Source organism: Sphingobacterium multivorum (assembly GCF_039511225.1).
In the GTDB taxonomy this organism is placed as follows: domain Bacteria; phylum Bacteroidota; class Bacteroidia; order Sphingobacteriales; family Sphingobacteriaceae; genus Sphingobacterium.
On sequence record NZ_CP154261.1, the window covers coordinates 462,191 to 482,697 of the forward strand.

Below are 20,507 nucleotides of genomic sequence, written 5' to 3' on the forward strand. Positions count from 1 at the left end.
GGATTTAATGGATTCCAATTCCTCGATCGAAGAGAAGACCTTTTACGAGACAATTATAAAAGAATCAGCGCAGTATCAATCCTCTAGTCTGTCGTTGAGCAAGTATCTTGCACCCTATTTTAGTCAAGCGGTACGAAAAAATGATAAAGCACTTTTGGCAATCTATTATTGTTTACTGGCGGATCAGTCGTTTAACGATGAAGGTACAAGAAACAACTTTAGTGATAAATACTATTTGAAAGCGCTGGACCTTGAAGAAGGCTATAGCTACCAAAATGTACGGGTTTGGGTGAAAGTAATGTATGGCTTTTATCTGTATCGATGCCTGAAAGCCTCTGAGGCATTACCTTTTATTTTGGAAGGGGAGAAAGGGCTAGAAGATATACCTAAAGAACTTGTTTTAGACCTAACACAGACTTACAAGAAGCTTGGCTATTTTTTTGGAACTTTAGGTGATTATACTTCTGGAATTAAATATCTGGATTTAGGGCAACGACAAGAGCAAATTTCACCAAGACTGAAAGCTGAAATCTTAGACAATTTAGGTGTACTGACACTGAAAAGTGGCGGTGATACGTTGCAAGCGATGAAAATTTTTGAGTTAGCACAAACGTTGGCACTTTCAGAAAATGACTCATTACGCTACGCGAAGATTTTAGGCAATCAGGCTGCTGTGTTCGAAGGGATGAAGGATTACCATAAGGCTTTATTGCTCCTGGATAAGGATCTTGAGATTTCAAGATCTCTTGGAAATGATCGAAATACAATTTTTGCCTTAATGATGCGAATTCGATTGAATATAGCGAATAAGGAAACAAAGGATGTTCGTTCTATGATTGCGGAAGCTGAATCCCTTTTGTTGGGCTCGGATGATAAGAAGACAATACTTGAACTGGAAATTCATAAGCTGAATTTGGCGATGCAAAGCAATGATATCGGTCGTGAGCTGAATGCACGAAGAAGGATAGAACGTCTCCAAGACTCACTCCGCTTTTTAGACGGCGATCCAGTATTGTCGCAATTGAAGTTTATGGCCGACAAGCAAAAGTATGCCGATAAGTTGTCCTTGGCACAAGCTGTTATTAAGAAAAAGCAGGCGGAAAGACGATTATGGCTAATCGTAAGTTTATTGGTATTGGTGTTATTCTTTTTTGTTTATAATACTGTTCGATATCGAGCGAGAAAAAGGATCCGTGACTATGAATATCAGCTTCTTAATCTAAAGTATACAAAAGCGGAATTGGACAGGGAACTGGTAAGTTCTAAAAGCCAAGTGGAAGAGTACGTCGCTTACCTTAAGCGGAATAATGAACAGATCAATGTGCTCTCTGCGATGCTTGAGGAAAAAGGTAATGTTGTTGAAAAGGATCGTGAGGAACTAAAAATATTGTTGCAGTCACATCTCATTACCGAAGAGAAATGGCAGGAATTTAAATTATTGATTGTAAAAGAATTTCCCAATTTACTGCAGGATATACAATCCAGATTCCGCGACATAACGGAATCCAATTTGAGGGTAATTGTGCTGATGAAATTAGGGCTAAATAATAAGGAAGTAGCCAATGTATTGGGGGTTACTCCAGACGCCATAAAAAAATCTATGCAGCGCTTGAAAAAGAAGCTTGGAGATCAAGCCGGGGTGCTTATGGACTATATTTCCGACAAGGAGTTTGTTTAATGTAGATCATCGGTTGGCAGAGGGGGCTTTTTGGAGGCTAAGTTAAGATGGTATAGTGGCCGGCTTCGACCTGTATGCAAGGTGAAAGCACAGTAAGGGCGCAGTTCGATGGGAATCATTCGAAAGAAAAGATGTCTAAGGATTCATGCTGCAAAAAATATGACCGTCTCAGTTTTTTTAAGACGGTCATATAAAATTAAGCTAAATATAATGCTTTGTTGTGCGTATAATAGACAACTGTTTAATCCAATGGATTTTCCTTTAGATTTTTTTCCCATGCCCAGGCAGAAGCCATCATTTCATCAATACCAAGTGCTGCTTTCCAATGCAGCTGATTGGCTGATTTAGTAACGTCGCCATAAACCTTGATAATATCTCCGTCACGACGTGGACCAAATTCGTAATTCAGTTTTTGTCCAGAAGCTTTCTCAAAAGCTTTGATCGCTTCAAGGACAGAATACCCGTTTCCTGTTCCAACATTAAAGACATCGTATTTTCCGTTCGGGTTGCCTTGTTCCAATAACCTGATTGCTGCAACGTGAGCTTTTGCTAAATCAACAACATGGATGTAGTCGCGGATACAAGATCCATCTGGAGTGTCGTAATCAGAGCCAAACACCGTTAATTTTTCTCTTTTTCCAATGGCCGTTTGTGTGATAAATGGAAGCAGATTCTGAGGAACACCGTTTGGTAATTCACCGATCAATGCCGACTCATGAGCACCTACTGGGTTGAAATAACGGAGTGCAATAATATTGTAGTTGTCATATGCCGCGGCAGTCTCCTGTAGAATTTCTTCAGCAATTTGTTTTGTGTTTCCATAAGGAGAGGTTGCCTTCTTCACGGGAGCACTTTCGTCGACAGGTAAATAGTCTGGCTCACCATATACGGTACAGCTTGAAGAAAAGACAAAATTAATCGGCTTATTTTGATATGCTTCTAATAAGTTGATTAACGAGAAAAAATTGTTGTGGTAATATTTTAATGGCTTCTGTACAGATTCACCTACCGCTTTAGAGGCCGCAAAATGGATAATGCCCGAGATATCGGTATTGTTTTTTACAAATTCATTCACGCGGTCTGTGTCGCACAGGTCAAACTGGTGAAATTCAGGTCTAACGCCGATGATCTTCTCAACCTGATCCAAAATTTTGATGTTTGAATTGGATAGATCATCCACGATGACAGGTACATATCCTGCTTGATGTAGTTCGACCACTGTGTGCGAACCGATATAACCTGTTCCTCCTGTGACTAGTATTTTTTTGTTCATTATTGTTGATTATAGTAAGTAAAGTCTTTATGTGATAAGGTATCCAAAGGGATCTTTTTGTAAAATGCTATGGTTTTTTTCAATCCTGTTTTTCGGTCTATTTGAGGTTCCCAGGCTAATTTAGATTTCGCCAGGCCAATATCCGGTTTCCGTTGTTTTGGATCATCAACCGGCAATGGTTCGTAGACGATTTTACTCGAGCTGTCTGTCAATTCAACAATTTCATGGGCCAATTGCAGTAGGCTGATTTCGTCTGGATTACCAATATTTATAGGTGTTGCACAAGTTGAATGCAACAAGCGAAAAATGCCTTCGATCTGATCGTCAATATAACAGAATGATCGTGTTTGCGAACCATCCCCAAAAATCGTAATGTCTTCCCCCCGAATCGCCTGTGCGATAAAGGTAGGAATAGCTCGGCCGTCATTGAGGCGCATTCTAGAACCAAAGGTGTTAAATATCCTGACAATACGGGTATCTAGACCATGTGCATTATGATAGGCCATTGTTATTGCCTCCTGGAAACGCTTCGCTTCATCGTATACACCGCGGGGTCCCACGGGATTCACGTTGCCCCAGTAGTCCTCGGATTGTGGCGAAACAAGTGGATCGCCATAAACCTCAGAGGTGGAGGCGACTAATATGCGTGCTTGTTTGGCGCGTGCAAGGCCCAAGAGATTATGTGTTCCCAAAGATCCGACTTTCAATGTTTGTATCGGAATTTTAAGATAATCAACGGGACTGGCTGGCGAAGCGAAATGCAGGATATAATCCAAGTGTCCGGGAACGTGGACAAATTTCGAGACATCGTGATGATAGAAGTCGAAATTTTCCAACTTAAATAGATGTGCTATATTCTGTAGATCTCCGGTAATCAGGTTGTCCATTCCAATGACATCGTAATCTTCCGCAATAAAGCGATCGCAAAGGTGAGAACCGAGGAAGCCAGCTGCTCCTGTTATCAAAATCCGTTTGCGATGTTTATTTTCCACTCAATGGTTCCGTTTAATGAAATGGGTTTAATATCTTTGACTAAGATAAACATTATTTTAAAAACATGCGTTTGCTTTATTCAATTGGAATCTTTCTTTATGGACTCTTACTGCGTATTTTGGCTCCTTTTCATGCCAAAGCCAAGCTTATGGTAGAGGGGCGAAAAGACTGGTATTCGAGGATGAAACAAACGGTTGATTCTTCCCAAAAACATATTTGGTTTCACTTTGCATCATTGGGTGAATTTGAGCAAGGAAGACCTGTCCTGGAAGCGGTGAAAAATAATTATTTGGATCACAAAATAATTGTAACATTTTACTCCCCCTCGGGCTACGAGATCAGAAAAAACACCGCTTTGGCCGATTATGTTTTTTATCTCCCCTATGATACTGCTCAGCATGCACGGCTTTTTCTCGACCTGATCAATCCAAGTTTTGCGGTGTTCACGAAATATGAATATTGGTATTATTTTTTTGAAGCCCTGTATAAACGGGGTATTCCCTTGTTTTTGATCTCAGCAATATTTAGACCCGATCAGATCTTTTTTCAGGCTTATGGAACGTTTTTTCTGAAAATATTAAGTTATGTGACTTACTTCTTTGTGCAAAATGAAGAAAGTGTACGTCTTTTGAAAGAATTTGGCATACGGAATGCTGGCTTAGCCGGAGATACACGTTTTGATCGCGTGGTAGATATTCCTAAAAACAGGAAAATGATTTCCGAGATCAGCCAATTTGTTGGTGAGAATCCGACGCTTGTCGCGGGAAGTACCTGGCCAGAAGATGAACAGGCTCTACAGGAATTGCTTCAGGGTTATTCAGACTATAAGCTGATCTTGGCGCCACATGAAATCAATGAATCACATTTGGCGAGCATTTTTAACCTTTGGCCGAAGGCGCTCCGTTTTTCGGAGATGGCTACCTACGATGCCGCATTAGTTGCCGATTCAAAGGTGCTGGTTATCGATAATATTGGTATGCTTTCGTCTTTGTATGGCTATGGTCAATTGGCCTATATTGGTGGTGGTTTTGGCGTCGGGATACATAACACACTCGAGGCTGCAACGTATGGCATACCGGTGCTATTTGGTCCAAATTTCAAGAAGTTTCAGGAGGCGAAAGATCTGGTGCAAAATGGATCCGGTTTCGCCATTGGTAGTGCTAAAGAACTAAAGAAAATCTTTGCTGTTCTACAAGATCAGGCTGTCCGTCAAGAAGCGGGAAAACTGGCCCGTGCGTATGTGCTGCAGAAGGCCGGAGCAACAGCAATTATAATGAAATACCTCAAAAGCAATTCCGTGAAAATATAAGCGGTAGCTGTACTGCCGCCGCCTATATTCTGCAGGTTACGCGTGGTTTCTTATTCTTGGACTGGCTCCTAATAATAGGTATATCTTCTTACGCCAGTAATGTGACGCGATAAGCGCATCACCTGATGGGAATATCCGTATTCATTGTCGTACCAGACATATAAAATAACATTCCTGCCATCTCCCGAAACGATCGTCGCTGGAGCATCCACGATTGCGGCGGCAGTGGAGCCGATGATATCCGAAGAAACGAGTTCATGATCCTTAGAAAATTTAATCTGTTCGACAAGGTTACCCTCTAGTGATGCTTCTTTTAAAAGTGCATTGATTTCGTTGACAGTAGTTTTGGCTTTAATTTCGAGATTTAAAATCGCCAATGAGCCATTTGGCACAGGAACGCGAATGGCATTGGAGGTCAGTTTACCCTTCAGTGAAGGCAATACTTTTGAAACAGCAGCGCCCGCTCCAGTTTCTGTGATCACCATATTGAGCGCCGCAGCACGACCCCGTCTGGACTTTTTGTGCATATTGTCGACAAGATTCTGGTCGTTGGTATAGGAATGTATGGTTTCGATATGCCCTTTTTCAATGCCTATTTTATTTTCAAGCACCGCCAAAATAGGGGATATTGCATTCGTCGTACAGGAAGCAGCGGAAAAGATCGCATGCTTTTGCACGTCAATATTATTTTCATTGACTGCATATACGATATTTGGAACACCTTTCCCCGGTGCTGTTAATAAAACTTGGGCGACACCTTTGGATTGCAGGTGACGACTCAGTTCTTGCTCATCTCGAAAAGCACCCGTATTGTCGACGACCAAAGCATGCTGTATTCCATACTCGGTATAATCGATATCCTCTGGCTGTTTGGCAGTGATCAGATGGACAGTGATGCCGTTGATAATAAGTGCCTGATTTGGGATGTCGGCTTGTACGTCGCCTTCGAACGCACCGTGTATGGAATCTGTTTTTAATAGTGTCGCTCTTTTCAATATGGACTTGCTGTCATTGGCGTCCCGTGTTACAATGGCCCTAAGGCGAAGCTGCTGTCCGGCACCGGCTTTATGCATGAGCTCTCGGGCGAGTAAACGACCGATACGGCCAAATCCGTAAAGCACGACATCGCGTGGTTTTAATTCCGATTGTTGATTGATATCCTTTAATTCATTTTCAATAAAACTAGGCAGATCGTTGTTGTCAATTGCCTGTTTCTTGACCTGTAAGGTAAGTTTTCCGATATCGATACGTGCAGGAGATAGGGGGAGATTCTCCAAGACCCCTGCCACCTGAAGAATATCAAAAATATGGAGGGGCTCATCGGTAAGGAGAACACTTTCCTTAACCAGATGGAGAATTGAACTCGATTTTACATCAATGAGTTGATTCCGAAAAAAGACCAGTTCAATGGCCTGGTTATACCATAGATTGCTAACAATTTGAATTAAGCTTACGGCTGCATTTTGTTGCTCTTTGTAACTTTTGATCTCTAAGTCAAAAGATGGCTTGTGTGACATAATAATGTTATAATAGATTATGTTGCAAACATAGCACAAACAGCTCGAATAATAGGCTTATATTTTTATTTTCATAATTTTTAAACCTTATGTCGTATTAATATTAATAATTTAACAATATTTAGCTATTTAAATTGCTAATCTTCTATAATGAATAGGTCAGACATGATGTGATCGGCCATTAATTTACCTACATCTGTCAAGCGTAACTTATTGTCCTCCAAAACGAGATTGCCCGCTGTCAGAAATGGCTTTGCATCATTTAATACGCGGTTTTTGACAGATTGTCCGAATTTACTTTCCAGCACAATCAAATCGAGCCCCCACATGGTTCTCAACGAAGTCATGATGCTTTCGTTGATTTGGTCCAGTGTAGAAAGCTCCTCAATTTCCAGGGGAAGTTGGTTTGAATTGATTGAGGTTAAATATTTCGCATTGTTGGAAACATTCCAGGCTCTGGAAATTCCATTGAACGAATGTGCCGAAGGGCCTATACCAAGATAATGTTTACCTTTCCAATAATTTGTATTGTGACGCGCATAAAGGCCATTTTTTGCAAAATTGGAAATTTCATATTGTTCATATCCCGCAGCTTTCAATGTATGGATAAGAAGGCTCATCTGATCCGCAGCCTGATCCGAATCGATTGCTGGACTTAAGCCTTTTTTAATGAAGTGATCCAATGCTGTCTTATTTTCTACAGTCATGGAATACGAAGAAATATGGGGAATTTCAAAGTCAATCAGCTGTTGCATATTGTGGCGCCATTTCTCGTCAGTCAGTAAAGGATAGCCATAAATAAGATCACAGGTAATATTTTCAAAGCCCGCATCTTGCACCCGCATAATTGAAGCCAGTGCTTCCTGTTGATTATGTGCTCTGTTCATCCATTTGAGATCCTCTTCAAAAAAAGACTGTATGCCTATGCTGAATCGATTGATTGCTGTATTCCGCAGACTGTTTACTTTGGCGGCATTTAGATCGTCGGGATTAGCTTCCAGTGTAATTTCAGCATGATTTGCGATGTCAAAATGCTTCCCTATTGTATCGATGATCTGCGCGATCTCATCCGCTTCCAGTAAAGAAGGGGTACCGCCACCAAAATAGATCGATTCGACCTTTTTGTCTTCCAAATAGGCTGCCCTGAGCTCAATTTCCCGTCGTATGGCATTGATCATCTCACTTTTGTATCGTAGTGAAGTGCTAAAATGGAAGTCACAATAATGACAAGCCTGTTTACAGAAGGGGATATGGACATAAATCATGGGGACAAATATACCAAGACCTGACCAAACCGCCCTTTATTTTTTCTTCTTTCGAGTATGCATACCTGAAATCTTTTCTAGACTTATGCCTAGATGCAAGAGGAATTTATAGGTTTAACTATTTCCGGTAGCCACTAGCCGAATAAATTCCGGGTAAGATAGCTGTTGGACTTTTCCACAGTTCATTATAGGATTCAAAAAGAAAGTGCAATAGGATGGAAGAATCATCCACAAGAAGGTTGACAACGAGCTGGTTATTCGTTATCTTGTTGTCGATATTTTTGTAGAAGTACCAATATAACACCTCATGTCTGATGAAGGAAAGTGAATTCAAGAGTTTCTTTCTGAAAAACTGTGGGTATCAGCCTCGTGTTAATTATTTCATGGGAGCCGATCAAATAGATTAGAAAACGAATTATTTTCTTCTAATAAAAGTAAAATGTATGAAAACCTCCCGTCGAGACTTTCTAAAAAATGTTGCTGGTGTTTCCGGCCTCTTCCTGTTTTCAAACCATGGATATGCGTTTGGGGCTAGTCCTAAAGACTCTTTTATTAAGCAGGACTCTTTTATCGATCGGTTGTTACCGGCACCAAAAGGCGGCGGATTTGCGATGAAAGATTATTGGATTTGGGATCCTTCGGTTATAAAAGGAGAGGATGGACGATATCATATGTTTGCTTCGCGTTGGAGCAAACAATATGGTTTTGGTAATTGGGTGACAAACTCAGAAGTCGTCAGGGCTATTTCAGATACCCCTGAAGGGCCATATGAATTTGTTGAAGTTGTACTGCCTGCTCGGGGGAAGCAATATTTTGATGGCTGTACAACACACAATCCGCGCATTGTAAAAAGCGGTGATTATTATGTACTTTATTACTTTGGCAATAACTACGATGAGCCAAGTCCCGCCTTTACAGAAAATGTATGGGAGTCGGGCCTAGGCCAGAAAGCCTGGATGCATAAACGTATTGGAATGGCCTATTCCAGATCAATTGCAGGGCCATGGAAACGAGTTGATCAACCGATTCTGAATCCGCGGAAAGGAGAATGGGATGCCTCCATTACATCGAACCCTTCGCCAGTTGTCTTACCGAACGGAAAGGTTTATTTAGTGTATAAATCTTCCCCCTTAAATTATAATCCGCCACTTCTATTGGGAGCTGCACAAGCAGATTCTTTTCTCGGACCTTATCGCCGTTTGTCGGACAAGCCCATTTTTTCATTCCATACGGACCAAAACCATGAAAACGATGTTGAGGATCCATTTGTGTGGCATAATGGTCAGCAGTTTGAACTTATTATGAAGGACCGTTACGGAAAGATCTGCGGTGAAGAGGGGGGCGGAATACACGCTTATTCGAAAGATGGTATAGATTGGCATCTTTCGAAATCTGTAAAAGCTTATTCGAAAACGATTCAATGGGATGATGGCACAACGAGTCATCAGGCCAATTTTGAACGACCGTTTTTATTATTTGAAAATGGGAAACCTACGCATTTGTTTGCTGCTACGGGAGATGGTTCGGCGCCCTATCAATTTGAACGCACATGGAATATGGTTATTCCTCTTAAGAATACCTAATTCAGGTTAGGTGATTAGCAAAAAAAGCTTCCAAACCAGGTATATGTGAAGTGGTTTGGAAGTTTTTTTTACCCCGATCTGTTCAGATAATGGGGACGTACCTGTAGTTATTTGGTTACTTGCTAAAACTGTTGTTTGCCGATTCTACATCCGCTAAGCGTAATGAAGGATCAATTGTTACCGTTTTTGGTGTTTTCGACACATGGATAGTATAGTCGGGTTTGGTCCAGAACCAATCCTCAAGCACGATTCTTTTAACATCTTTGTATATGTCAAAATGCTCTTCCGGTTTTTCGCCGCGCATCTCACGCAAAGGGATATAAAATAACTCTTTGCTTCCATCTGTGTATTCTACCAGCACATCCAGTGGCATGGCAAAATTTGACTTATTAACCAACAGAATATCTGTATCTGTTACTTTTTCAATAGCGTAATCGATTTGACGTGTTGTATTGATAAATAGGTTGAAATACCATTTTAAGTTGATGCCGGAAACCTCTTCAGCAACGCGTTTAAAATCATTTGGTGTCGGATGTTTAAACTTCCAGATGTCATAAAATTTCAAGAAGGTTTTTTCTAAATTTTCCTGACCAATAATATACCCCAACTGTTCTGCAAGCACGGCACCTTTGTTGTATGCTTCGTTGCTGTAGCCATAGTTGGTGTTATAATAATCTGCCAGTAAGCTCATCGGTTCTTCTTTCCCTGAAAGGGCCAATTTATAGTAGCCACGGTAGGCGGCAATTTGTGGGTTGGAGGCAATAGCACCTCTTTTTTCAAAGATATGTTGCATGGCCAACTCTTCGACATAGGAGGTGAAACCTTCATCAAACCATTCATCTACGGTTTCATTGATCCCAAACAGTTGTTGGTACCAGGAGTGTGCCGATTCATGGAATATGACACCAACAAGACTTTTTAGATTGCGGCCGCCTGTGATCAGAGTAGCTGTGCCATACTCCATACCACCATCGCCACCCTGAATGATGGTATAAGTTGGCCATGGATATTTACCAAACTTCGCACTACAGAAGTCAAAGAATTCGGTAGAAAGACCTATTGCTGTTTTCCAATTTGAAATAACTTCTTTGTCTGTTGGCAAGAATACGGTATATACTTTTATACCATTTTTACTTGAAGCGGAATCCACAACAAATTTGGGGTCTGCGGCCCAGACAAAATCATGGATATTTTGGGCTCTATAGTGCCAGGTCGCTTTATTGTCGACGGCTTTTACTTTCGCTTTCTGTTGATAACCTTTGACCTCTGATGGGTTTTGAAGAACACCTGAGGCACCAACAACATAATTTTTATTGAGGTGTATGGTGACGTCAAAATTGCCAAAAGGAGCAATAAATTCACGGCCTGTATATTCATCCAAATGCCAGCCGAATTCATCGAATTGGGCCATCTTCGGATACCATTGCGCCATAGATAATGCTACACCTTCGGCAGAATTCCGGCCAGTTCTTCTGATTTGTTCCGGAACTTGTGCGGTCCACTCCATATCAAAACGTGCTGTTTCGCCATCTTGGATAGGAGTTGGTAAAGCGACCTCCAAGATCGTTCCGTCAATTTTAAATGATGTGTTAGCCCCATTCATTGTTAAGCTTTTGATTTTTTGATAACCAATTTGATTGGTCTTAAGCTCTCCGATGCGGCTTTGATATACCGGCTTTTCTTTTGTGCCAAGGTTGGTCACCATGCGCTTGTCTGGATCACTGATGTTTTTTAAGCGGTAATCCATCATCGATCCTGGTTGAAAAGCATTGAAATATAAATGGAAATATACTTTTTTAAGTGACTGCCCTGAATTATTGCTGTACTTCAAGGTCATTTTTCCATCGTACTGATATGCTTTTTCATCCACGTTGACATCCATATGGTAGTCAACTTTCTGTTGCCAGAATCCTTTTCTTTGGGCCTTCGCTACTGCCCCCCAAATATTCAATACACATGCAAGTGTAAAAAAGGATATTATTTTGATTTTCATGCCCCAAACTTACAAAATTGTCTCAATAAATGGCACTTAAACGAATGTAACGAAGTTAATGTCATCAAATCTTGACGAAAGTTGACTGTTCTTTGGGAATTGGCTTGGTTTTGGTTAGGGAATTTAACTGTTAAGTTAAAAATCAATTTTACTGTTTTTATGGAAAATCTATATTATAAGCCCTCGGGAAAGGCTCCTGCTTTGGCATTTATCGGATCTCTTGTGCTAGGCACAATTAGTGCCGTTGTATTGGCAATTGTTTACATCGCTTTGCAGTGGTTTATCCCTATTATTTATTTTAATGTATTTATTACATTGGGATTTGGTGCTGGGATATTCTATGTGCTGAATTTCTGTTTCAAAAAATGGAAATTAAGAAATAAGGGCATTGCAGTATTGATCACTTTGCTAGTCGCGCTTTTAGCTTTTTATGCCCAATGGGCTCTTTTCGTTTCGCTGATGTACAATGCGGAAGGAACCATGGGCGGAGATACCTGGGTAAAATCATCTTTCAATCTGGAAGGGTTCAAAGCCTTTTTCTTACACCCTTCATTTATTTGGGAAGCGATGCAAGGTTTAAACGAAGTCGGTACCTTTACCTTGAAAAAGAGCCCGGTTTCCGGTGGTATGTTGTGGGCCGTGTGGGCGATTGAGATGGGTATTATTCTGATTACTCCAATTATTATGGCTTTTCGGGGTATTACCATTTATCCTTTCTCTGAAAAAGACGAAGTCTGGATGAATAAACGGACATTGCCCGGAAGGTTAAAATTCGTGGCGGATAAAGACGCCGTCGTAAGCTCCTTGGGCAATCATGATTTTGCCTATGTGTATGATCATCTTTCGGATGATGAAGAACATCTGTCTTTTGCTACTGCCGAATTATATGAATCTGAAACGGACGACCATCAGTATCTGACCATCTATAATCATCAATTTACGGAAAAGAAAGGCAAGATGGAAGAGAAGAAAGATGAGGTTATCGAATTCTTGCGGATCAATAGAAATAGTCTATAAACGAACCATACTGCCGAGTTGAGTTGCTCCTTATCGTATGCATTGGCAGCTCAAATTCGATGGTATCGTTTGATTCTTCAAAAAAAGATCCCAGGATAAACATTCCTGGGATCTTTTTTTAAAGGTTATTGCACCAAAGTTCCGCCCTTTAATTTCCATTCATTGATGGAAGGACTATAAATTTTGACGTCCTTAATGCCGTTTTTCGCCAATATGGATGCTGCTATGGTTGCGCGGTCTCCAGACTGACAGTGCAGGTACAGCTGTTTGTTCTGGTCAATTTTGTGGAGATTGTCTGCAATTGTACCGACAAAGATATGAGTAGCATGAGGTAAATGCCCCTCTGCAAACTCACTAGAATTGCGCACATCAAGTATTTGGATATCGGATTTGCCCAATGCACTATTCATCTCTTCGAAACCGATGAGTTGCTGATGCTCCAATGCAATTCCCAAATGCGAAATCGTATCTGGCGTAACGTATCCAGCGACTTGATCCAATCCAATGCGCATAAGCTTGCGGGCAATATCGTCCAATTGATTTTCTGCTACAATGAGTATAAACGGATCTGTGTAATTAAGGATCCAGCCAGCCCAGGTATTAAATGTTTTGTTGTTCTGAATATTGATGCTATTGGGGAGATACCCTTTGGCAAAGTCAAACTTGTAGCGTGTATCAATGACGGTTGTTCCTTGGTGGTATAAATCCAGAAAAGTCTCGTTCGTTAACTTGTTGTACTGAGGAACTGCCGTCTGCAATGGCCGTTCTATTTTGTTGAGTTTTTTCATCATGGCAAAATAGCGTGGCGGTTCGGGCTGTCCTGATAATAGTTCTTCCACGAAGGCTGTTTCGTTGTTTTGGTATTGAAGTGCCCAGTTGCGTATTTTTTCATAACCAACTGTTGAACTCGGAACGGCGCCCAGCGCCTTTCCACACGCGGATCCGGCACCATGCGCGGGCCATACCTGAATATAATCAGGTAGCGTCAGGAAATGTTGTAACGATCGGTACATTTGGTGGGCCCCAATTTCCTTGGTTCCGACCATTCCCGCTGCATTTTCCAACAGATCTGGGCGTCCGATATCTCCAACAAACACAAAATCACCTGTAAATAGCATGACCGGCTCCATAGTTGCAGGCGTATCAATCAATACAAAACTGATACTCTCGGGCGTATGTCCGGGTGTATGGATAACCTGGAAAATCAGATTTCCAACGTGAAATTGATCGCCATGTTTTAATCCAATATGTGGGAATTCATAGTGCCAATCTTCTCCACCTTCATCGGATAGATAAGGTTGGGCGCCTGTCAATGCGGCTAACTCTAGCGTACCTGAAAGGTAGTCGGCATGGATATGTGTTTCCGCAATATGCGTTATGGTCAGATTATTCTTTTGTGCAATCTCAAGATAGCTGTCTACATCTCTTTTAGGGTCAATGACAATAGCGACACCCTTGGCTTGACAACCAATAATGTAACTCGAATGTGCTAAAGATGACTCAAAAATGTGTTGAAAAAACATAACGTGTGATTTTAATGATTTACAAATTGAATGAATTCGAAAGCAAAGATTAAGATGCCGATACTAATTAAAAAGTATCCAAAAATACCTTTTAATTTTGCTGCGTCTAGTTTGTCTTTCCATTTGGAGCCAATTTGGAGGCCGACTAAAGTGATTAAGGTAAAGGTAACTAATATAAACCAATTCATATGTTCTAGGAACTGATAATTCGCGATCAAACCGAATGAAGCGTTTAAACCGATGATAAACAACGAAGTGGCAATGGCCTGCTTAAGTGGGATTCCTAAGAGTAAAACGAGGGCAGGTACAATGATAAAGCCTCCTCCCGCGCCAACCAAACCAGTCATGACACCGACGAGCAATCCGACGAGGACAACGTTGAAAATCTGGCCAATTCCGCCCTTGAATCGATCATGCTGAACCTGTTTACGTCTTCGCACCATTGCTGTTGCAGAAATCAGAATCACCATCGAGAAAAGTAACATGATGATATGGTTTCTGGAGATCGTTATTTCGCCCAGCTTGAATGACTCTGGTATGGCTACAAGCAGATAACGCTTAGTCAAATAGACCGAAATTAGCGATGGAAAGAGAAAAATGGCCGTCGTTTTCAGATCAATTTCTCTTTTTCGCAACGGAGAAATTGATCCGACCAAAGCTAATATTCCAATAGAAAACAGCGAATAGTCCAATGCATATTGAGGTTCTATATGAAAAATATAAACAAAGATGGGCAATGTTAGAATACTTCCACCGCTACCCATCAAACCCATTGATAGCCCGACCAGAACAGCTAATATAAAACCAGCTATAAATATTAATTCCATGTTCTCTCTCTAAAATTTAAACTCCTTGTACAGGCCTCAGGCTTCGGATATATGAGGTATTTGATATAACGCAGTTTGTTAAAACTAATGCGGCAACTTATTGCGCAATAGCCCATAAAGCCAAGTACCCAACAAAGCAAAAAGAAGAACAATTCCTATCGTCCAATAACCGGCACCGATTAGGGCAAACATTGGTCCCGGACAAGCGCCTGTCAATGCCCATCCCAAGCCAAAGATTGTTCCTCCGACCAGGTATCGTGTAATACTTTTGTCTTTGTCATAGAATGCGATTTCCATCCCGTTACTATCTTTGATTCGCTTTCTCTTGATGATCTGTACGATTATAATTGCTGTGGTCAGTGCCGTACCGATGATCCCATACATATGGAAGGAACGAAATTGAAACATTTCGTAGATTCTATACCATGATGCGGCTTCCGATTTGTATAAGATGATTCCAAACAGTATACCGATGGAAATAAATTTTAGTGCTTTCATTTATGCGAAAATTAGTGGGAATAAAAAATGAACCATGATGATCCCGCCTAGGAAGAAACCTATAACGGCAATCAAAGAAGGAAGCTGAAAATTGCTAAGCCCAGAAATAGCATGGCCTGATGAACATCCACCAGCATAGCGTGTTCCAAATCCGATCAATACACCGCCAATACTTAAAATTAGAAACTGAAACAAAGATCCGTCGAAAACGAATATGGATTCAGGAAGGTAGCCTTGTAGCTGGTCGATAATACCGAGCTCTTTTAGATCGGCAACACTTTTGGGATTAATCTGGCTTGCAGTGCCATCGCTCAGAAAATGATGTGCAATAAAACCGCCAATGGCTGTCCCGAGTACCACCAATAAATTCCATGATTGGGTCTTCCAATCGAATCTGAAAAAAGAGGAAGTTTTTCCGGCACCTAATACAGTACACATGGTACGTAGGTTATTGGACATGCCAAAATCCTTCCCCTGTTTGAGCAGCAGGTACATGACCAGTGCAATTAAAGGTCCTGAAATATACCAGGGCCACGGTTGTTTAATGTATTCCAATAGCATAACAATGTTCTTAAGTGATGTTACAAAGGTACATACTGCCTTTGCAAAAGCCTGTAACAAATGTTACCGAAGGAAGAAAGAATTTATAGGTCGTAATATTCGATGTCTGCGGTCTTTAAGGCTTCGGTTAGCAGAGGAAGATCATCTTCTTTTTGAAACAATTTGTTGCGCCAAGTACGAAAAGCCGGTCCTTTGTTTTGGTTGATAATGATCAGGTTGCCGCCAGAACGTTTAAGATTCCTGATATGAGAAATATTATTCAGAGGGAAAACGATTGTTTTTTTAGCATTGCTTATCTGCAGTGTATTTTCGTCCAAGACCCAAGTCGATGATAAAGTCGAACACTTTATGGCCAAATACAGTGCTAAAGGGATCATTAAAAGAGCAACAATAATCTTGAGAATTTCTTGTATGGGAACTTTAGACATGCCCATTCCGATCAAAAAGATTGAAACCAGCAAGATTAACATGTATTTTCCACGATGCAATGTCGACAAGTGGAATGTCTGTGGATTACTCTTCATATTTCTTGATAAACTTCCCTTTTGCGTCAATATAGTAAAAATTCTCTAGATCCTCCGTTACAAGCGCTAGCCCGTTGTCAAAAGCTTGGGCGTTCTGAAATTTAATTGGGACCACGACTTTTCCTGTGTAATCAATGTATCCGTACTTGTCGTCTTTAAAGGCTAAAAGAAGTTTCTCTCCTGCAAAAGACAGAAATTCATAATCCGTTTTAAGTTGATTGTGCCCCGTTTTATCAATAAGCTGGTAGGATTGGTTGACGATAATTAACGCGAGATTATCGCGATAATCTGAAATGGTCTCATATTTGGCAGGAAGTAAAACAGTGCCTTTTTGATCAATAATACCCGTGTATTCTCCTTCCGTAAAAAGTGCGTATGCTGGGCTAGGTACTGAAATAAAGTCATACTTCGCCTTCAGCAATATTTTACCGTTTTTATCCAGAAGTCCATACTTAAGATCGCTCATATAAACCACAGGACCGCCTTCGGTTTCTAAACTGAGCGATTCATATTGACATGGAATAACTTCTTTGCCATGGAGATCTATCAAGCCAAACATTTGCGCTGCATCGTTTACGATGGCATAGTCTCCTACATAGCTATATATTGCCGTATATTTTGCTGGTGTTAATTTGTTTCCTAAGCTGTCCTGTACACCAAAATATGATGTACTGGAATCTTGATACCAAGATAGATGGTCGTTTAGTGTGGAATCTACAGCTTCGTCTGTAACTTCACCTTCTTCGTAATCCGCTGGAATTTCAAAGAGCGATTGGTCGAATGGTATCTCCTCGACTTTAGTGGCCTGAATTCCTAAACCCGCCGATCCGATATAGAGCGCTGCCCCAGGCACTTTTTCGAGATAATCGTAAGTGCCCCAGTATAACTTTGGTAATTTGGGTGCATACCAAACGGTAATTTCTGTTTGTTGGTCTTGGCTACCCGTTAGATTGAATGTCGCTTTTTCGCAGGTAATTCCTGCAATTATTTTCTTTTGATTGGGAATTAAGCTGATCTCAAAGTCCCCTGAATAGGCGTAATTATCGCCTTCGTTTGCGGAAGTCTCAATGAGTTTGCCCGTAGCCAGTTCTGTTGCGGTATAGGTTTTATTTATTTCATCCAGTAGAAAAGAACTCCCTTCGATGATATTGCTGATCTGTATAGATTTTCCGAATAATAAACTTTCAATGCGCATCTGGTCTTTCGCGATGAAGGCCTGCATTAATACTTCCTTATTCCCAGCCAATATTTTGATAAATTCTGAAGATGCTGTATCTGTGCCCGTTTCAGGGTCAGCAAATTGATATGAAATTTTATATAGTTTCTCTTGAGCGTGTCCTTGTCCTATAAAGAGTAAAAACGCCAACTGTAAACAAAGGATAAATTGTTTCATTGTGTGATTTTGAGCTACAAAAATATTGAAATTCAATTGGTTTTTGAAATAATCTTTCGTTATTTGTGGAAATTCTTTCAAAAATAGATATTATTGTGTTTGGATATTTAAAATCCGATTTTTGGTCTGTGCTTATTTTTTCGGGGGATAGACGTAGCCTCGTCCTTTGAGTAGAGACCTAGAGGGGGACATATTTTTTATATCATGTAAAGTAAATTGATATTAGGGCGATGGTTAAGGGATCTTGAGGGGGTATGTGTTTTTATACTAATTTTATGGGTTATTATCATATAATCGTCAAGAAAAAGCGAAAATAATTTAAGAATGTAGCTTTTTGAGAAAAGGAGACATGTTAATTTTGTATTTTACAAACCTCGAATTTTTTACTGTTTAAAAAAGATACCTGTGGAACTATTACTAATAGAGGACGAACCATCTGTCATATCATTGATCGAAAGAGGCTTAAAAGAAGAAGGCTATCATATTAGTATTGCTATGGATGGTTATACTGGTCTAAAAATGGCGGGATTGAACCATTATGACCTTATCCTGTTGGATGTAATGTTGCCTGGTATGAACGGTTTGGATGTCTGTAAAAACATTCGGATGTCTAACAATGAAGTCCCCATTATTATCTTGACGGCATTAAATCAAACAGAGGACATCGTCGAGGCATTTGACAGGGATGCGGATGATTACTTGACGAAGCCCTTCCGTTTAGAGGAATTAAAGGCTCGAATCAGCCGCTACAGCCGCAAATCCAAAACAGTGACCGAGCAGAAAAATATATTGGTATTTGACGATCTTCAATTGGATAGAGACAGCAAATCGGTTCAACGTGCCAATTGTCCTATTATTCTTACCGCTACTGAATTTCGTCTACTTGAATTTTTAATGCTCAACCGAAATAAGGTATTGAGCCGGATCGATATCCTGGAGGAAGTATGGGGTATGGATGTTGACTTAAGTACCAATGTTGTTGACGTATATGTGAATTACCTGCGGAAAAAGATCGATAAACAATTTTCACGTAAACTTATCCATACAGTGATTGGTATGGGCTATGTAATCCGTCATGAAAATTAGGACCAAAATAGTTCTTCTATTTTCTATCATCAGTACCCTGCTGCTTGTTGTTTTTGCCATTTATGTGTCTTATTTCACCTACGACAGTCTGCAAACTAAATTTTTTCATCGGCTAGAAGAGAATGCCGTAATTGTTGGAGATCACATCGTCCATCAAAAGGATGAAAATAGAGCGCTCTATATTCAGGTAAAACGTAAATACCTGAAACAATTATCTGAGGGAACAGACCATCTTATTCGTGTTGTTAAGGGAAGTGATCGTGTTCAAATGCGGCCTGAGTTGCCCATGCCCGAAACATTCTATACCGACGTCATTCGCCATGGAAAGGGAAGATACATGCATGGTAAGACTGCTTTTGTAGCGGTATTCTTTCAAGATCATCTTCACCACGAGAATTTGATTGTTGTATCGGAAGGGATCGATGACTACGGTCATGAGGAACAGCGTCAATTGGATCGTACCCTGATCACAGGTGGGATTTTGGCGATTTTTTTAATCGTACTCATGTCTTTTTACTTTGCTGACCGATTATTGAAACCTATTAAAGATATCAACAATGATTTAGATAAAGTTGATATCGCCCATTTAGACCATCGCCTGTTCAGTAAATTCAGTAATAGCAAAGATGAATTGGGTGTTTTGATTGCAAACTTAAATTCAATGCTTAACCGATTGGATATTTCGGTTCAATCGCAACAGAGTTTTATCGGAAATGCCTCACATTCGCTAAAAACCCCACTTACAATTATTGGGGGAGAAGCCGAATTGGCGCAACAGCTCTTGTCGAAAGAGCATGAAGCCTATTATTCCCTGGAGACTATCGCAAAATATGCGGATAAAATGGAGTTGATTATCAATAATCTTTTGCAGCTATCTCGCATGGGTTTCAAGGGGGAGGTGGACAATAAAGAAATTATTCGAATTGACGAGTTACTCTATGAAATTTATAAAGCGGAAAAAAGTATTCATAAGGACCTCAAGCTTTCTTTTGATCTAACAGAAATTCCAGAAGATAGTGATGAACTTACGGTTTTGGCGAATCCGGATCTGTTTTTTATTGCCTTTAGCAATATTATTTCAAATGCATTTAAGTACGGCAATGGACTGCAGGTTGGCGTAGCAATACGTAGCGATAGCAAAAATATTACGATAAAAGTGTTTGATCAAGGGATCGGTATTCCTAAAAAAGACCAGCCACATATTTTTACCTCTTTTTACCGCGCTTCTAATGTCGGTGATATCTATGGCAATGGTTTGGGGCTTGTTTTAGCCAAAAATATCTTTGACCTCCATGGTGCTGAATTGCTCCTCCATTCAACGGAAGGTCAAGGCACTTTGGTCGTTGTTACAATTCCAAAAACTCCTTTCTAATTTCATTTTAATCTCATCCTTATTCCATTTTTAGGTGGCTGTGATATACTTGTACCGGAGATAAGTATAAAGCATGGATCTATCTTGTTGTTTTG

General features: G+C 40.4%; 18 protein-coding genes. 6 read left to right on the forward strand and 12 right to left on the reverse strand.

The window, feature by feature from the left end; all coding sequences use genetic code 11:
- The first annotated feature begins 7 nt into the window (after positions 1-7).
- Positions 8-1,678, forward strand: a complete 1,671-nt coding sequence (locus tag AAH582_RS01745) for a helix-turn-helix transcriptional regulator (RefSeq protein ID WP_343321080.1) — start codon at positions 8-10, stop codon at positions 1,676-1,678.
- Positions 1,679-1,919: 241 nt separating this feature from the next.
- Here the strand turns inward: AAH582_RS01745 and galE are convergent, their stop codons facing one another.
- Positions 1,920-2,951 carry a UDP-glucose 4-epimerase GalE gene (gene galE, locus AAH582_RS01750; RefSeq protein ID WP_046674775.1) on the reverse strand — a complete coding sequence of 344 codons (1,032 nt, stop codon included), beginning with the start codon at positions 2,949-2,951 and terminating at the stop codon, positions 1,920-1,922.
- The gene (locus AAH582_RS01755) at positions 2,951-3,943 is read right to left on the reverse strand and encodes a UDP-glucuronic acid decarboxylase family protein (RefSeq protein WP_046674776.1); all 993 of its coding nucleotides are present in this window, start codon (positions 3,941-3,943) and stop codon (positions 2,951-2,953) included. The genes galE and AAH582_RS01755 overlap by 1 nt, the downstream gene beginning before the upstream one ends.
- Before the next feature lie 65 nt (positions 3,944-4,008).
- On the opposite strand from AAH582_RS01755, the gene AAH582_RS01760 reads away from it, so the two are divergent.
- Positions 4,009-5,253, forward strand: a complete 1,245-nt coding sequence (locus AAH582_RS01760; RefSeq protein ID WP_046674777.1) for a 3-deoxy-D-manno-octulosonic acid transferase — start codon at positions 4,009-4,011, stop codon at positions 5,251-5,253.
- Between the two features lie 68 nt (positions 5,254-5,321).
- On the opposite strand, the gene AAH582_RS01765 is transcribed toward AAH582_RS01760, so the two are convergent.
- The 3 genes from AAH582_RS01765 to AAH582_RS01775 form a co-directional block, all read right to left on the reverse strand.
- On the reverse strand, positions 5,322-6,770 hold the full coding sequence (locus AAH582_RS01765) for a glyceraldehyde-3-phosphate dehydrogenase (RefSeq protein ID WP_343321081.1): 1,449 nt from the start codon (positions 6,768-6,770) through the stop codon (positions 5,322-5,324).
- Positions 6,771-6,907: 137 nt separating this feature from the next.
- Positions 6,908-8,035, reverse strand: a complete 1,128-nt coding sequence (hemW, locus tag AAH582_RS01770; RefSeq protein ID WP_343321082.1) for a radical SAM family heme chaperone HemW — start codon at positions 8,033-8,035, stop codon at positions 6,908-6,910.
- Positions 8,036-8,153: 118 nt separating this feature from the next.
- On the reverse strand, positions 8,154-8,369 hold the full coding sequence (locus AAH582_RS01775; protein ID WP_343321083.1) for a hypothetical protein: 216 nt from the start codon (positions 8,367-8,369) through the stop codon (positions 8,154-8,156).
- A 109-nt stretch (positions 8,370-8,478) separates the two neighbouring features.
- Between AAH582_RS01775 and AAH582_RS01780 the strand changes: the two genes are divergently transcribed.
- Entirely contained in the window at positions 8,479-9,618 is a 1,140-nt protein-coding gene (locus AAH582_RS01780; RefSeq protein ID WP_343321084.1) for a glycoside hydrolase family protein, read from the forward strand.
- Between the two features lie 115 nt (positions 9,619-9,733).
- On the opposite strand, the gene AAH582_RS01785 is transcribed toward AAH582_RS01780, so the two are convergent.
- Positions 9,734-11,611 carry a M1 family metallopeptidase gene (locus AAH582_RS01785; RefSeq protein ID WP_343321085.1) on the reverse strand — a complete coding sequence of 626 codons (1,878 nt, stop codon included), beginning with the start codon at positions 11,609-11,611 and terminating at the stop codon, positions 9,734-9,736.
- A gap of 159 nt (positions 11,612-11,770) precedes the next feature.
- On the opposite strand from AAH582_RS01785, the gene AAH582_RS01790 reads away from it, so the two are divergent.
- On the forward strand, positions 11,771-12,628 hold the full coding sequence (locus tag AAH582_RS01790; RefSeq protein WP_046674781.1) for a hypothetical protein: 858 nt from the start codon (positions 11,771-11,773) through the stop codon (positions 12,626-12,628).
- A 125-nt stretch (positions 12,629-12,753) separates the two neighbouring features.
- On the opposite strand, the gene AAH582_RS01795 is transcribed toward AAH582_RS01790, so the two are convergent.
- The 6 genes from AAH582_RS01795 to AAH582_RS01820 all read right to left on the reverse strand — a co-directional run bounded on the left by AAH582_RS01795 (position 12,754) and on the right by AAH582_RS01820 (position 17,954).
- Positions 12,754-14,151, reverse strand: coding sequence for an MBL fold metallo-hydrolase (locus AAH582_RS01795; protein ID WP_343321086.1), 1,398 nt, complete (start codon positions 14,149-14,151; stop codon positions 12,754-12,756).
- Positions 14,152-14,162: 11 nt separating this feature from the next.
- Positions 14,163-14,978 carry a sulfite exporter TauE/SafE family protein gene (locus AAH582_RS01800; protein WP_343321087.1) on the reverse strand — a complete coding sequence of 272 codons (816 nt, stop codon included), beginning with the start codon at positions 14,976-14,978 and terminating at the stop codon, positions 14,163-14,165.
- Positions 14,979-15,062: 84 nt separating this feature from the next.
- Positions 15,063-15,476, reverse strand: a complete 414-nt coding sequence (locus AAH582_RS01805) for a DUF6691 family protein (RefSeq protein WP_046674784.1) — start codon at positions 15,474-15,476, stop codon at positions 15,063-15,065.
- Positions 15,477-16,037, reverse strand: a complete 561-nt coding sequence (locus AAH582_RS01810; protein WP_197084072.1) for a YeeE/YedE family protein — start codon at positions 16,035-16,037, stop codon at positions 15,477-15,479.
- A gap of 83 nt (positions 16,038-16,120) precedes the next feature.
- Positions 16,121-16,561 carry a hypothetical protein gene (locus AAH582_RS01815; protein WP_286841492.1) on the reverse strand — a complete coding sequence of 147 codons (441 nt, stop codon included), beginning with the start codon at positions 16,559-16,561 and terminating at the stop codon, positions 16,121-16,123.
- A complete protein-coding gene (locus AAH582_RS01820; protein WP_343321088.1) occupies positions 16,551-17,954 on the reverse strand; it encodes a WG repeat-containing protein in 1,404 nt (467 codons plus the stop codon). The genes AAH582_RS01815 and AAH582_RS01820 overlap by 11 nt, the downstream gene beginning before the upstream one ends.
- A 405-nt stretch (positions 17,955-18,359) precedes the next feature.
- On the opposite strand from AAH582_RS01820, the gene AAH582_RS01825 reads away from it, so the two are divergent.
- Entirely contained in the window at positions 18,360-19,040 is a 681-nt protein-coding gene (locus tag AAH582_RS01825) for a response regulator transcription factor (RefSeq protein WP_046674786.1), read from the forward strand.
- Positions 19,030-20,412: a sensor histidine kinase gene (locus AAH582_RS01830; RefSeq protein ID WP_046674787.1), complete on the forward strand. Its 1,383-nt coding sequence runs from the start codon at positions 19,030-19,032 to the stop codon at positions 20,410-20,412. The genes AAH582_RS01825 and AAH582_RS01830 overlap by 11 nt, the downstream gene beginning before the upstream one ends.
- Positions 20,413-20,507 lie beyond the last annotated feature (95 nt).